Source organism: Streptomyces sp. MB09-02B (assembly GCF_033794485.1).
Classification (GTDB): Bacteria; Actinomycetota; Actinomycetes; order Streptomycetales; family Streptomycetaceae; genus Streptomyces.
Genome location: NZ_JARGEE010000278.1, coordinates 1 through 12,189, shown reverse-complemented (window position 1 = coordinate 12,189; position 12,189 = coordinate 1). Strand labels below are relative to the sequence as shown.

The window sequence follows — 12,189 nt, the reverse complement described above, 5'->3', positions numbered from 1 at the left end:
CGCACGATCCACCCCACCCGCGCCGACCGCTCCACCGCCCTCATCAACGGCGTCAGCAGAGCCATGGCCAGCGGCGACAGCAACAACGCGACCGCGGTCCCGAGCGCGAACCCGCCGATCACATCGGTCGGATAGTGCACACCCATGTACACCCGGATGAACCCGCCCAGCAGCCCGATGACCAGCCCGACCATCCCGAACTTCCGGTTGGCGACGAACAGCCCCACCGCCATCGCCATGATCAGCGTCGCGTGATCGCTCACGAACGAGTAGTCCGTCTTGCCGGAGACCAGCACCTCCAGCCCCTCATGATCGAGGAAGGGCCGGGGTCGCTCCACGAACCCGCGTATCGGCACGTTCACCAGCACGGCGACCCCGGCGGCGAGCGGCGCCCACACCAACGCGGCCACCGACGAGGCGGCATCCTCGCCGCCCCGCTTCCGCACGCCCCACCAGCACCACAGGATCAGCAGCACCATCGCGAAGAGGAGCCCGTACTCCCCCACGAACTCCATCACCCGGTCCAGCCAGTGCGGCGCGTCCTTGGCCAGACCATTGATGTCGTACAGCAGCTCGACGTCGGGATTCGATCCGGATTCAGCGGCCAGTGAGGTAGCGGCATGCGCGGCGAGTCCAGCCATCGTGCTGCGGCCCTTTCGTCATCGTTCTCGCGACCGCACCCGTACGTGCGCCGCGCTTTGCCACCCCCGTGGTGTCGTAGTGCTTCCGCATGAGCGTCAACGCGCTACGTCAAATAGGAACGCACACTCCTTCTCAATGCGTTCCACCCTCCACTGAATGATCACTCAGACGTTATCGAAGAGAGACACGTCTGCGCAGCTCAGGGCAGTGGTTCACGGAGAATTACGGCGGTGTCAGACCGTCGTGGGCAGCGCTTTCGCGCCATCTTCGGTGACCCGGGTCGCACCAAAGTAGTCGGGGGTGTCAATCGGGTCGAATCGGATGACCGCTCCCGTTCGCGGCGCGTCGATCATGTATCCGCCCCCCACATAAATCCCGACGTGCCGAATGGCCCGCGAGTTGGTGAGGTCGTCGGAGAAGAACACCAGATCCCCGGGCAGCAGCTCGTCGCGCGAGGGGTGCGGCCCTGCGTTGTACTGATCGTTCGCGACCCGCGGCAGGGTGATCCCCACACTGTCGTACGCGGCCTGCGTCAGTCCCGAGCAGTCGAAGCGTCCGCCCTGCTCAGCGGTACCGGTGCCGCCCCACAGATACAGCGTCCCGAGCTTCTTCTGCGCGTACGCGATGGCCCCGGCCGCCTGCTCGCTGGGGTCGACCCGACTCGTCGGCGCGGCGAAACTCTCCGACAGCGTCGTGATCGTCTTCACGTAGTTCTGCGTCTCCTTGTACGGCGGAACACCCCCGTACTTGATCACGGCGTACGCCCCCGCGTTGTAGGAAGCGAGCATGTTCGCCGTCGGATCACCGGGTACGTCCTTCACGTACTTCGCGAGCGAGCAGTCGTACGAGGCGGCCGATGGAATCGCGTCATTCGGGTCCCAGACGTCACGGTCGCCGTCCCCGTCACCGTCCAGCCCGTGCGCCGCCCAGGTCCCCGGAATGAATTGCGCGATCCCCTGCGCGGCGGCGGGGCTCTGCGCCTTCGGATTGAACCCGCTCTCCTGGTACAGCTGCGCGGCGAGCAACGCCGGATTGATGGCGTCGCACAGATTGCCCCATTTCTGCACGAGCGTCTGATAAGCGGCGGGAACGGCCCCCTTGGCCAGCCCGACCGACTTTCCACCGATCCCGGCGGCGAGATTCCCGGCGACCAGATAGACACCCACGACCAGCACCATCACGAAGGCGAGCCCGGCGCTGCCGGCAGCGATCACCACGATCCACGCCTTACGCACCGTCAACCGCCCCTCACCGCGCGCCAGTCCACCGACGGTAAGTGTAGAGGCGGCCCGCTTTCTTAGGAATGATCACTCGACGGCGCCACAGTCGACCCACAGCAGTTTTCCGCCCTGCGAGACACCGAGGTCGCGCAACACGGACACGCCCCGATCCTCGGCGCAGGCCCGCACGAGCCGCAACCCACGCCCGCACTCGGCGTCAGGGTCCGCGGGCCGCACGTCCCCCTTGAACCCCGCAGGCACCCGCCAGTCCCGGTCCCACACCCCCACGCGCAGCCTCCCGCCGATCTCCAGCACCCGCAGGGCGTACTCCTGCGCGGTGTGCCGATGAGCGTTGGTGAGCAGCTCGGCGGCCAGCAGTTCGGCGGTGGGGGTGAGTTCGGAGAGGTCGTGCGCGGCGAGCACGGCCCGGAGGGTGGCGCGGCCGACGCCGGGAGATCGGAGGTCCCGAGGGAGACGAAGGGTGTAGTTCCAGGACGGGGATACGGTGGTCATGGAAGTCTCCGGTTACAGAGGGGAGTTGGTCGGATACTGCTCCTGAGCACCAAGGTAGCGGCGAAAGGTAAACACATTCACCGTTTACCTATGATCTCGTTCACTATCACCCTTGTGGGTGACCAGCGACAGCGAGGAGGCGGGCAGGCCCGTGAGGACCAACCCGACGGGTAGACAGCTCCGCTTCGGCACAGAGCTGCGCAAACTCCGGGAGCGCGCGGGTCTGAGCGCCACAGAAGCCGGTCAACTCCTGGGCATCAGACAGACGCAGGTCAGCAACATGGAGGCCGGACGCGTGGGCGTCGGCGCCGAGCGCCTGCGCACGATCGCCCGCCATTACGACTGCTCGGACAAGGCTCTGGTCGAGGCGCTGGCAGCAATGGCACCTGACCGCAAGAGGGGCTGGTGGGAGGAGTACCGCGAGCTGCTCTCCAGCGGTCTGCTCGACCTGGCCGAAGCGGAGCACCACGCCCGCTCGTTGCGCAGCACGACCACGGCCCGCATCCCCGGCCTGCTCCAGACCCGCGAGTACGCGCTCGAAATCTTCCGCCAGGCGGTCGTCGAGCTCTCGCCGCCCGACATCGAGCACCGGCTCTCGTTCCGCATCAAGCGGCAGGCCGTCCTCTTCCGCGAGGAGAACCCCACTCCGTATGCGGCGACTGTCCACGAGGCGGCCCTCCGCATGAAGGTCGGAGGGCCCACGATCGCCCGGCAGCAGTTGCGGCACCTGCTGTACATGAGCGAACGGAAGCACGTCACCCTGCGTGCCATCAGCTTCGACGTCGGCGCCTATCCGGGCTCGGGGCAGTCGATCTACTACTTGCACGGCGCCGTACCGCAGCTGGACACCATCCAACTGGACCAGTCCCACGGCGCCACATTCGTCGACGCCGAGGCCCAGTTGCACAAGTACCGAACCCTCTTCGACCGGATCGAGGCGATCGCGCTCAGCCCCGCCAAGACCCGGGACCTCATCCACAACGTGATGCGAGACCTGTGAGGGAGCGCCCATGAATCCGTACTGGCAGAAGTCCTCCTACTGCAGCGAAGGCGAGGCCTGCGTCCACATATCCACCGGTCCCCTCACCACCATCCACCTCACCGAATCCGCCGACCCCACCCAAGCCACCCTCACCACCACCCCCTCCTCCTTCCGAGCCCTCCTCCACGCACTCAAACTCGACAAGGAACCCACCCGTGCCTGACATCCCCCCGGACCTCGACTGGATCCGCGCCGCCCCCGAGGACGCGACCGGCCCCGGCCCCTGGATCGAACTCGCCTTCGGCGAGGGGAACGGCGAGGACGACCCCGAGGCTCCCGTCTACCTCCGCGAGACGAGCGACCCGGACAACGTCGTGACGACGAACCGCCGCAAGTGGGACGCGTTCGTACTGGGCGTCCAGGCAGGCGAGTTCGACCACTTCGTCGCAGGCGTCGAGGGCTTCGAGCCGACGGTCGACCCGGTGGAGCGCTGAGGTGGCCCTCCCGCGTCACTGCACGTGGATCGCGGCGGTGCACGCCTCGGGAAGGCCGTACGGGACCCACGCGGGGTCGTCCTCGGGCGGGGCGGGCCAGCGCGTTCCCCTGCTGCGCGGCATCGGGACGCGGGCGCGTGACGCGCACCTCCCGCTCGTCCGCGAAGAGCGCCTCCAGCAACTGCCGCTCGTCGGAGGCCGGCTCGTCCATGCCCGTGGGGTGACGTTTCGGCCACCAGCTACCGACTACCGACGTACTCACCGCCGAAGCGGATGCTCAGATGACCGCGTGCCGACAGTGAGGCGAGCTGAGCGGCGGCCACGCGCCCGAAACGGAGTCGAACGTCCTCGTCCATGAACGGATTGGAGCAGTTACCCGGCCTGGAGAAGCGTCATCGACGCCGTCACCCCTTGGATGTCTCGCATCAGGACGCCGGTGTCGGGGTGGTCCTGTTCCGGTGCGATGACGACCTCCGCTGCTCGCGCCAACCACATGACCCACGGATGCTGCGGCGCGACATCTTTCCCGACCGGAGGATCGCCGACAAGACAGGCGGCAGCGACTGCGGCGGCGACAGCGGCCCCGAAGCCGTCCAGTCGCCCGACCCGTCCGGACGCCCGAACCCTCCGGACGCCCGACCCCTCCGGATGCCGGTCGCGCCCGTACCCCTCCGCCTGCGCCCCTATGACGGAGATCCGTAGGGTGTAGCCCATGTCGGACGACGACTCACCCCTGATACAGAGCCTGCGCAAGGCGGTCGAAGCGGCGCCCGCCGACGTGCCTCTGCGGCTGCATCTGGCGGAACTCCTCCTGGACGCCGGCAGACAGGACAGGGCCGTCGCCGAGGTGGCCGTGGCGCTGCAGCACGCGCCGGGGGACACGCAGGCGCGGGAACTCATGATGCGGGCGATGGCGGTCCCGCAGCGGACCACGTCGTCCGCGCCGGTACCGGCGGCCGAGACGCCGACGTCCGGTCAGGAGGCGGCCCGGACGCCGGAGGAGCGGCCGGGCGGGTTCGACTGGCGGGCCGCCGAGAAACAGGTCGGGGACGTCGTGCCGCCCAGGTTCGTCGAGACACCGCTCGCGGCGGACGGGCGGAACGACCCGGGCGACGCGCCCGCCTGGGACGTCGAACAGCCCGGGACCGGAGAGAACGGCAACGGGGACGGAGACGGGGCCGGGACCGTGCGCCTGGCCGATGTCGGCGGTATGCGGGAGGTCAAGGAACGTCTGGAGGCCGCCTTCCTCGCACCCCTGCGCAACCCCGAACTGCGCCGCCTGTACGGCAAGAGCCTGCGCGGCGGACTGCTGCTGTACGGACCGCCCGGCTGCGGCAAGACATTCATCGCGAGGGCTGTCGCAGGCGAACTGGGCGCGAGTTTCCTGTCCGTGTCCGTCAACGACGTCCTCGACATGTGGATCGGGAACTCCGAACGCAACATGCACCAGGTCTTCGAGACCGCCCGCCGCCAGGCCCCGTGCGTGGTCTTCCTCGACGAACTGGACGCCCTGGGCGCGAAGCGCAGCCGCACCCTCCACAACGGCATGCGCAACACCGTCAACCAGCTGCTCACCGAGCTGGACGGCATCGACGCAGGAGCGAACGAGGGCGTGTTCGTGCTGGCCGCCACCAACGTGCCCTGGGACGTGGACATCGCGCTGCGCCGCCCCGGCCGCCTGGACCGCACCTTGCTCGTGCTGCCGCCCGACGCCCCGGCGCGCGAGGCGATCCTCCGCTACCACCTGCGGGACCGGCCCATCGTGAACGTCGACCTGGGCAGGCTGGCCAAGGTCACCGACGGCCTGTCCGGTGCCGATCTCGCCCATCTGTGCGAGGCGGCGGCCGAGGGGGCACTCCTCGACTCGGCCCGCAGCGGCACCGTACGCCTCATCGGTATGAAGGACCTGCTCGCGGCCGCGAAGGACATCGTGCCGTCCACCGACCCGTGGTTCGCCTCGGCTCGCAACGTGGCGATGTTCGCGAATGAGGGCGGAACGTACGACGACCTGGTCGCCTACCTGAAGAAGAAGCGGAAGCTGTGACCACTCTGCATCCCGCGGTGGAGCGCGCCGACGCGCTCCTCGCCATCGACCGGCGCGACGAGGCCGAGGCCCTGATGAGGCAGCGGCTCGCCGAGGACCCGGAAGACATCCGCGCCTGGGTCAAACTCGCCCAGTGCCACCTGGTGGAGCCCAAGAACGCGGACGCGGCTCTCGAAGCGACCGAGCAGGCGCTCGCGCTCGGACCCGAGGACGTCGGCGCGCTCGTCATGCGCTCGCACGCCCTGTGGGCGGCGGGAGGCGACCGACTGCCGGAGGCGGAGAAGGTGCTGCGCGAGGTCGTCCGTCTCTCACCGGAGCACTGGTACGGCTATGCCAAGCTCGCCGACACCGTCTTCACCGCCGAAATTCTCCGCCGCGGCCGGGCGGGCGGCGGCGCGGTCCGCGCGGACGAGGTGGACGCCGCCGCCCGGAGCGCCGAGGAACTGGCCATGGCCGCGCTGCGACTGGGCCCCGACGAGGTCTATGCCCACGAGGTGGCCTGGAAGATCGCCTCCCTGTCGGGCAACAAGACCGTCGCCGACCAGATGGACGAGGCGATCCTCCGTCTCGACCCCCAGCACCAGTACGCCCTGGCCCGCCGGACCGAGAAGGCGGCAACCGCCCCGGGCGTCAAGGCGGCAGAGGCGGCGACGCTGTACGCGGACGCGCTGAGCGCCGCCCCCGAGTCGGCGTCACTGCGCGGCAAGCTCGACGACGCCTCCTACCGCCTCCTGCGCGGCATACGCTGGCTCGCGCTGCTCTGCCTGGCCCTCGCGGGCACCATGCTCGACCTCTTCGCGGTGGAGGGAGAGACCCAGCGGGAACTTCCGGTCTCCCTCGGTCAACGCCTGTGGACCCTCGTCCCCATGGCAGCGATCTGGGCCCTGGGCGCCCTGCTCAGATACAGCCGACTGCGCAACGGCATCCGCATCAACCTCCGCTCCCTGATCCGCCGTCGCCGCTGGCCCCGCATCGTCCTGGCCCAAGCCGCCTGGGCCATGCTCTGCGCACTTCTCATCGCCCAACTCCCCTGGTCCGACCGCACAGTGCCCCAGATCCTCTTCTGGACCGGCCTGCTGCCCACGGCGGCCACCATCCTCTTCGACCGGAAGAGGCGCGGCTGAGAAGGGACCGAGGAGGGGCCGAGGAGGGGCCGAGGAGACGAAGGGCGGCTCGGTCGACGGGTCGCCCACGGGCATCCGTACGCTGTGCGCATGGCTGACCTCTATGTGGTCGACGTCTCCATGAACCTCACGGCTTCCCTGCCGGACGCGGTGCTCACCGAATTGCGCCGGCACCTCGGCCTCGGTGAAACGGCGGACGGTCAGGAAGACGATGCCCCCGACGACCCCGACGACCCCGACGACCCCGGCCACCCTGTCTGGGCCGCCCGCGGTCCCGCGAAACGGATCGGCGGCATTCGGATCGGCGAGTTGGCGCAGACCCCCGAGGGCTGGTCCTTGACTGTTCGCCAAGAGGTGCACGCCGAATCCATGCCCCAGGTCGACGCGCTCGTCGAACGACTGCTGCTCCACTCGACCACGGAAGGCGTCATCGGTCAGATCCGCTTCCACGAGGACGAGATCCCCGAACTGCTCCTCAACAGGTCAGGTGTATTGACGAAGGCACCCCTGCGCCTCCTTCCGGACCGGAATCCCTAGCCGTTCCCGTCCTCGCCCCGCAGAACCGTCACCGGCTTCCCGGAGGCCGAAGACGCCCTTCCCATCGCACTGAAGAGCTCAGCCTTGGTAACACTCGGTGTTACCGTAGTGGTATGGCAACAGTACGTTTCTCGATCAGCATGCCCGCCACCGTGCGGGACCGAATCAGGGAGCACGCCGCAGACGCCGGACTCGACGTCTCCACCTTCCTGACCATCGCCGCGCAGGCGCAGATGGATCAGCAGGACCGGGTCAGGAAGATCTTCGAGCCCTTCGAGAAGGCCCGCGTGGAGGCCGAGGAGGAGGCTGGCACCGGCATCTGGGCAGGTGACGACATCGAGCCGACAAAGAAGGAGCAGGCTGAGATCGACACGATCCTCGGCCGCACTCCGCGCAACGAGGCCGCCGCGTGAACGTGGTCGTGTACGACACGGGGATGCTGATGGCCCTGGTCGGTCAGGATCGCCGGGCACACGTCCTGCACAAAGGCTTCGTCGCGGCCGGGGGGCACAAGCCGATCATCCCCGGTCCCGCTCTGTCACAGGCATGGCGGACGAGCCCGAAAACGGCCTACGCCTGGAAGCGTCTCCTCGCCGATGCCTTCGTCTATCCCGCCGGCAGGGCGCGATACCCGGATGATCTGCCGCCTCGCTGTCTCCCCTGCGCGGGCGGAGTGAACATCGAAGGCTGGAAGACACTCGGCGACATGATCGGCACTGCTGCCCTGCCGCCGAAGAAGCGCCCTGACCCGGTCGACGCCCTTGCCGTACTCATCGCCGCCGGCCACGGCGGAGGCAGCGTTCTCACCTCGGACCGCGACGACATCGAGGCTTATGCCGCGACGCTCCCCGGCAGCAGGGTCACCGCCGTGGCGATCTGACCTGGACCGGGGCACGTCCGCTCTCGCAAGCCCCCTCAGGACTTGAAGCCGATCACCCCGAACCCGGGCCGCGACTCGGCATGGCGCAACCACTGCAGGACCTGCATGACCGCCTCCACGACTTCCGGCTCCAGCGACGGCGGCTCCGCGCCCGTCGCCTTCGTCGCCTCGAACTGCTCCAGCGCCCGCAGACACTGCTCGTGCGTCCACTCACCGCAGCCCGGTATGTACGTGGAGGGAATCGGAGCCGGCAGATCGCTGTACTCGAACTCCGCCACGGACACGGCGGTGATCCCCAGCGCGCGCAGCCCCTCGTCGACCACCGACAGCCAGTCGCCGCGGTGCGGCGTGAAGCAACTGTTGTCCAGGAACGACCCCGTGAGCGAGCACAGCCGCTTGTACGCGTACCCGTACTGGAAGGCGTGCTCCTTGTCCTCGCTGAACGGCCCCGCGTGCACGACGGCCCGCAACGCCTCGTACGCCGCCGGCGCCCCGTCCTCGATCTCGGACGCGAACCACTCGTCGTCCCGCGCCAGATCGTCCCCGAACTCGCTCCGCACGACATCCAACAACTGCTGGTCACCGGACCCGACGAGCGCCCGGGTGGCAGCCACATCCAGCAGATACACGCTCAGAGAAGAACTCATACCCTCAACGTAACCGCAGCCACTGACACTGCCTCAGCCGGAACCCCGGGGCCCCAACTCGCTCACGGTGTCCATGTCACTCCCGAAGAGGCCGGGGCGTCGGGATAGCCCTGCCCCGTCCACGCCGCGCCCGTGACCTCGGTGCCGGGGTCGGCGAGAACCGGTGCGCACGTCTCGTACGAGGCTCCGGGCGGGAAGCTCTTGGTCTTCGGATAGGAGTCGCAGGCGGCGAAGGTCCCGATGATCAGGAGCTGCCGGGCTGCGGTCCCGTCGTCGAGCAGTCCGTCGGGCGGGTCGACAGCGGCATGGGAGAGATCGTTCTTACCCGCGTTCTTGATGGTCGCCCGCACGTAGTACGGCGTCATCTTCTTGGCGTCGCCGCTCAGCCCCAGCGAGGCCACATCCGCCCTGTCGCCCTTCTCGATACCGGTGACGGTGACCTCGAGAACGCCCGACTTCGTCCCCCCTTCATAGCGGAGCAGAGTCGGCTCCCCGAGCTTCACCCTGGTCCCCGCCTTCGCCGTACCGTCCTCGTTCACGCTGGACGTGGGGGACGGCGAGGACTGAGGAGAAGCAGAAGCGGAGACACTCGGCGCAGGCTTGTCGTCGGAGGAGCCCGCCCCGTCGCCGGAACCGCAGCCGACGAGGGTGAGCAGGAGAAGGCACGAGGCCGCGCGCGGCGCCGATGGACGACGAATGCGGGTGATCATGCCTGGCAGCGTAGCTGTCGCGAGAGTTGCCCCTGGCGGGGTGGTGCCACGTCGGCTCGCGCACTCGCCGGTGTCGGACGATCGGCTCACATGTCGATCTCGCCCTCCCACGCAAACTCCAGCAGCGCCTTCGGCAGGTACTCGGACTTGACCTCGACGGGATGCCACGCTCGCGGTCGAAGCAGGCGATGGCAAGCGGGCCGAGGGTCGGCCCACCCCTCATCGAACGCGACGAACACCCGAACCGCGCAACCTCTCGTCCCGCCTACGGCACACGGCACCGGTACGACACACGGCACCGGCTCGAGGCCCGCTCAGGTCGGAAACTCGCCCAGCCAACCATGCTGAAGAAGATGCCTTGGGAGGTACTCGGACTCCACGTCCAAGGGGAAATCGCCGTCGAAGGCGAGGCAGGCGATGGCGAGGGGGCCGAGGGCGATGGTGCCGTCAAGCTTGGCTTCCCGCTCCTCGTCGCGCGTCCAGTACGCCCGGTGGAGTTTCAACGCGTCGACCAGTGCGGGACCGAAACCCCCCTCGTCCCTGCGAACAAAGGTGTAGAACAGATTGATCGGCGGGTAGAGCACGCCGTCCAGCAAGTCGCGCGGAGCGATCCGGGCTACGGCTGGATCCGACGCCTGGAAGGTGGCGGTGAGTTTCTCCACCAGGCCCGGCCTTCGCAGCCAGTAGGTCTGCAGGGTGTCGACCCAGTGGTAGATGTACTCGTCGTACTGCCCCTGCGGTGACCTCAACCGCTCCAAGGGGATCTCGCACAGTTCCGTCATACGCTGCTGATCACGGCAGATGACGGCCAGCCAGAAGGCGGTGAGCCACGTCCCGGCGTCGGCGGTCGGCAGTGGCCCGGCCGCGGGCAGGGTCCGCAGCTTGTGGTTGATGCGGCATTCGACCGTCCCTTCGCTCACACCGGTCACGGCGAAGAGCGCCGAACCCAGCTGCGTCGCGTTCACCGCGGCTTCCCACGTCTCCACTGCCGCGGCCCGGGGATCAACGACGCAACGAGCACGCAGCGCCATAACAGCGGTGCCGAAGATCGAATCGATCGCGGCCGTCGAGCCTTCGAGGCGGTCGATCCCCTTGATCAGATGCTGTTTCACCCGCTCCGCGAACTGCTCGGCCTCAGGTCCTGCCGACCGCCCGTGCCTGGCGATGTGTACGGTCACGGAAGCGTCCCCTTGCTGATGTCGAACCGACGGTACTGGTAACCAGTGTAAGTCCCGGCGTTTTTCTCACCCTTGACCACCGTGTATTCCAAAGTCTTGTTCTCGATGGCCTTTTCTATGGCTTCCACCAGTTCGAATTCCCCTCGGCCCTTCATCGCCTCCAGAATGTCGTAGAAGTACTCTCGACTTCCTTGGGAGACCTGCTTTCCGTTCGGAAGCGTGCGCCTGCCGAAATCCGTTCTCGGACTGCTCTTGGCCTCGATGACGACGACCCGACCGTCCTCGTGCGTCCAGACCTGGTCGAACTGGTCGTTGCCGCTCTTCGGCCCGAGAAGAGGCTCGTCCGTGAAGTCCGGGTACCGCTCGGCGATGTAGTGGTGCCTAGCGGCGTTCTCACCCAAAGCCTCGGCCGCGTCACCCATCGCCGTGTGGGATTCCTTGTACGACCCCTTGGCCTCGCCCCAGAGCCCCGCCGATTCATGAGTCTGCTGCACCTCGTGGGCCCGGCCGGTCTCCGTCTTCCACTCCAGCATGAGGTTGTCCCAGTGGATGGCGAAGTGACGGGTCTGCGCACTCTCCTCCAGCAGTCGAAGCCTGGCACTGCTGGACACGGTGTCCGCGCCCACGCTGATGTACTCGTCGTCGAGGAAATGCGGCTTGGGCGGCGCAGGAACGTCCTTGGCCCGGACCCATGGTGAATTGTCCGACGCCCGAGTCAGCTGAGGTGGCGTCTGTCCGCTCTCGTCGTAGAGTTCCAGACTCCGGCGGGTGCCGTCTTTCCGGTAATAGTGCTCGCGGTATCCGGGCTCGTTGTTCGCCCGCCAGACCTGAATTTCCTCGATCTGCCCTCTCGTGAGCGACCCACGCGGCCCGTACGGGTTGCCCCCCTCCCGCATGAAACTGGGCCGCTCGCCCGCCGTGTGCCCGCCGGTACCGCCACCGTCCGGCCGCGCCGTCCCGTCCGCGCCGTCCCCCGACGCGTCGTCCCCGGCACGCCCCCCGTCGCCCGGCCCGTCGTCACCGGTCCGCCCAAGATCGTCCAGGCCGCCACCGCCGGAGCCACCCGAGCCCCCACGGCCCACTGGCGGGTTCTCGCCGGTACGACCCCCGGGGCCGCCGGGGCTGTCGCCTCCGCGCCCGCCGACGGCTGGCGAGTCACCCCCGCGGCCACCCACAGCCGCCGAGTCGCCCACTCGTGTCCCGGCCCCCACCACCACC

General features: G+C 68.3%; 16 protein-coding genes. 9 read left to right on the top strand and 7 right to left on the bottom strand.

The features are described 5' to 3' along the window. The 3 genes from P1P70_RS30495 to P1P70_RS30485 all read right to left on the bottom strand — a co-directional run. A partial coding sequence (locus P1P70_RS30495; RefSeq protein ID WP_319243474.1) for a phosphatase PAP2 family protein occupies positions 1–641 on the bottom strand: 641 nt, incomplete at its 3' end. A 234-nt stretch (positions 642–875) separates the two neighbouring features. Continuing rightward, a complete protein-coding gene (locus tag P1P70_RS30490) occupies positions 876–1,883 on the bottom strand; it encodes a bifunctional lytic transglycosylase/C40 family peptidase (protein WP_319243471.1) in 1,008 nt (335 codons plus the stop codon). A gap of 66 nt (positions 1,884–1,949) precedes the next feature. Then, positions 1,950–2,375 carry an ATP-binding protein gene (locus tag P1P70_RS30485; RefSeq protein ID WP_319243469.1) on the bottom strand — a complete coding sequence of 142 codons (426 nt, stop codon included), beginning with the start codon at positions 2,373–2,375 and terminating at the stop codon, positions 1,950–1,952. Positions 2,376–2,526: 151 nt separating this feature from the next. Between P1P70_RS30485 and P1P70_RS30480 the strand changes: the two genes are divergently transcribed. The 8 genes from P1P70_RS30480 to P1P70_RS30445 all read left to right on the top strand — a co-directional run bounded on the left by P1P70_RS30480 (position 2,527) and on the right by P1P70_RS30445 (position 8,436). After that, complete coding sequence (locus P1P70_RS30480) at positions 2,527–3,375, top strand: helix-turn-helix transcriptional regulator (protein ID WP_319243477.1); 849 nt, start codon at positions 2,527–2,529, stop codon at positions 3,373–3,375. Between the two features lie 10 nt (positions 3,376–3,385). Beyond that, a complete protein-coding gene (locus tag P1P70_RS30475) occupies positions 3,386–3,580 on the top strand; it encodes a DUF397 domain-containing protein (protein ID WP_319243467.1) in 195 nt (64 codons plus the stop codon). Beyond that, positions 3,573–3,851 carry a DUF397 domain-containing protein gene (locus P1P70_RS30470; RefSeq protein ID WP_319243464.1) on the top strand — a complete coding sequence of 93 codons (279 nt, stop codon included), beginning with the start codon at positions 3,573–3,575 and terminating at the stop codon, positions 3,849–3,851. The genes P1P70_RS30475 and P1P70_RS30470 overlap by 8 nt, the downstream gene beginning before the upstream one ends. A gap of 712 nt (positions 3,852–4,563) precedes the next feature. Continuing rightward, entirely contained in the window at positions 4,564–5,895 is a 1,332-nt protein-coding gene (locus P1P70_RS30465) for a tetratricopeptide repeat protein (RefSeq protein ID WP_319243461.1), read from the top strand. Then, positions 5,892–7,019: a tetratricopeptide repeat protein gene (locus P1P70_RS30460; RefSeq protein ID WP_319243459.1), complete on the top strand. Its 1,128-nt coding sequence runs from the start codon at positions 5,892–5,894 to the stop codon at positions 7,017–7,019. Before P1P70_RS30465 ends, P1P70_RS30460 begins: the two co-directional genes overlap by 4 nt. A gap of 90 nt (positions 7,020–7,109) precedes the next feature. Further along, complete coding sequence (locus P1P70_RS30455) at positions 7,110–7,556, top strand: hypothetical protein (protein WP_319243456.1); 447 nt, start codon at positions 7,110–7,112, stop codon at positions 7,554–7,556. A gap of 113 nt (positions 7,557–7,669) precedes the next feature. Then, positions 7,670–7,969 (top strand): hypothetical protein, encoded by a 300-nt coding sequence (locus tag P1P70_RS30450; RefSeq protein WP_319243453.1) that lies wholly within the window; start codon positions 7,670–7,672, stop codon positions 7,967–7,969. 23 nt (positions 7,970–7,992) lie between these two features. Next, positions 7,993–8,436, top strand: a complete 444-nt coding sequence (locus tag P1P70_RS30445) for a hypothetical protein (protein ID WP_319243451.1) — start codon at positions 7,993–7,995, stop codon at positions 8,434–8,436. 35 nt (positions 8,437–8,471) lie between these two features. Here P1P70_RS30445 and P1P70_RS30440 read toward each other — a convergent pair whose 3' ends face one another. The 4 genes from P1P70_RS30440 to P1P70_RS30425 all read right to left on the bottom strand — a co-directional run bounded on the left by P1P70_RS30440 (position 8,472) and on the right by P1P70_RS30425 (position 11,867). Then, entirely contained in the window at positions 8,472–9,083 is a 612-nt protein-coding gene (locus P1P70_RS30440; protein ID WP_319243448.1) for a hypothetical protein, read from the bottom strand. Between the two features lie 62 nt (positions 9,084–9,145). Further along, positions 9,146–9,793 carry a hypothetical protein gene (locus tag P1P70_RS30435; protein WP_319243446.1) on the bottom strand — a complete coding sequence of 216 codons (648 nt, stop codon included), beginning with the start codon at positions 9,791–9,793 and terminating at the stop codon, positions 9,146–9,148. 314 nt (positions 9,794–10,107) lie between these two features. Next, positions 10,108–10,971 (bottom strand): immunity 49 family protein, encoded by an 864-nt coding sequence (locus P1P70_RS30430; RefSeq protein ID WP_319243443.1) that lies wholly within the window; start codon positions 10,969–10,971, stop codon positions 10,108–10,110. Then, positions 10,968–11,867, bottom strand: a complete 900-nt coding sequence (locus P1P70_RS30425; protein ID WP_319243441.1) for a hypothetical protein — start codon at positions 11,865–11,867, stop codon at positions 10,968–10,970. The genes P1P70_RS30430 and P1P70_RS30425 overlap by 4 nt, the downstream gene beginning before the upstream one ends. Positions 11,868–11,891: 24 nt before the next feature. Here P1P70_RS30425 and P1P70_RS30420 point away from each other — a divergent pair. After that, positions 11,892–12,189: hypothetical protein (locus P1P70_RS30420; protein WP_319243438.1), on the top strand; the 298-nt coding region annotated here is incomplete at its 3' end.

What these genes read in the sequence shown, in the direction of transcription:
- P1P70_RS30445 (WP_319243451.1), top strand. Translation starts at nt 7,993, where the DNA reads ATGCTGATGGCCCTGGTCGGTCAGGATCGCCGGGCACACGTCCTGCAC.
- P1P70_RS30485 (WP_319243469.1), bottom strand. Translation starts at nt 2,375, where the DNA reads ATGACCACCGTATCCCCGTCCTGGAACTACACCCTTCGTCTCCCTCGG.
- P1P70_RS30450 (WP_319243453.1), top strand. Translation starts at nt 7,670, where the DNA reads ATGGCAACAGTACGTTTCTCGATCAGCATGCCCGCCACCGTGCGGGAC.
- P1P70_RS30475 (WP_319243467.1), top strand. Translation starts at nt 3,386, where the DNA reads ATGAATCCGTACTGGCAGAAGTCCTCCTACTGCAGCGAAGGCGAGGCC.
- P1P70_RS30435 (WP_319243446.1), bottom strand. Translation starts at nt 9,793, where the DNA reads ATGATCACCCGCATTCGTCGTCCATCGGCGCCGCGCGCGGCCTCGTGC.
- P1P70_RS30455 (WP_319243456.1), top strand. Translation starts at nt 7,110, where the DNA reads ATGGCTGACCTCTATGTGGTCGACGTCTCCATGAACCTCACGGCTTCC.
- P1P70_RS30425 (WP_319243441.1), bottom strand. Translation starts at nt 11,867, where the DNA reads ATGCGGGAGGGGGGCAACCCGTACGGGCCGCGTGGGTCGCTCACGAGA.
- P1P70_RS30465 (WP_319243461.1), top strand. Translation starts at nt 4,564, where the DNA reads ATGTCGGACGACGACTCACCCCTGATACAGAGCCTGCGCAAGGCGGTC.
- P1P70_RS30440 (WP_319243448.1), bottom strand. Translation starts at nt 9,083, where the DNA reads ATGAGTTCTTCTCTGAGCGTGTATCTGCTGGATGTGGCTGCCACCCGG.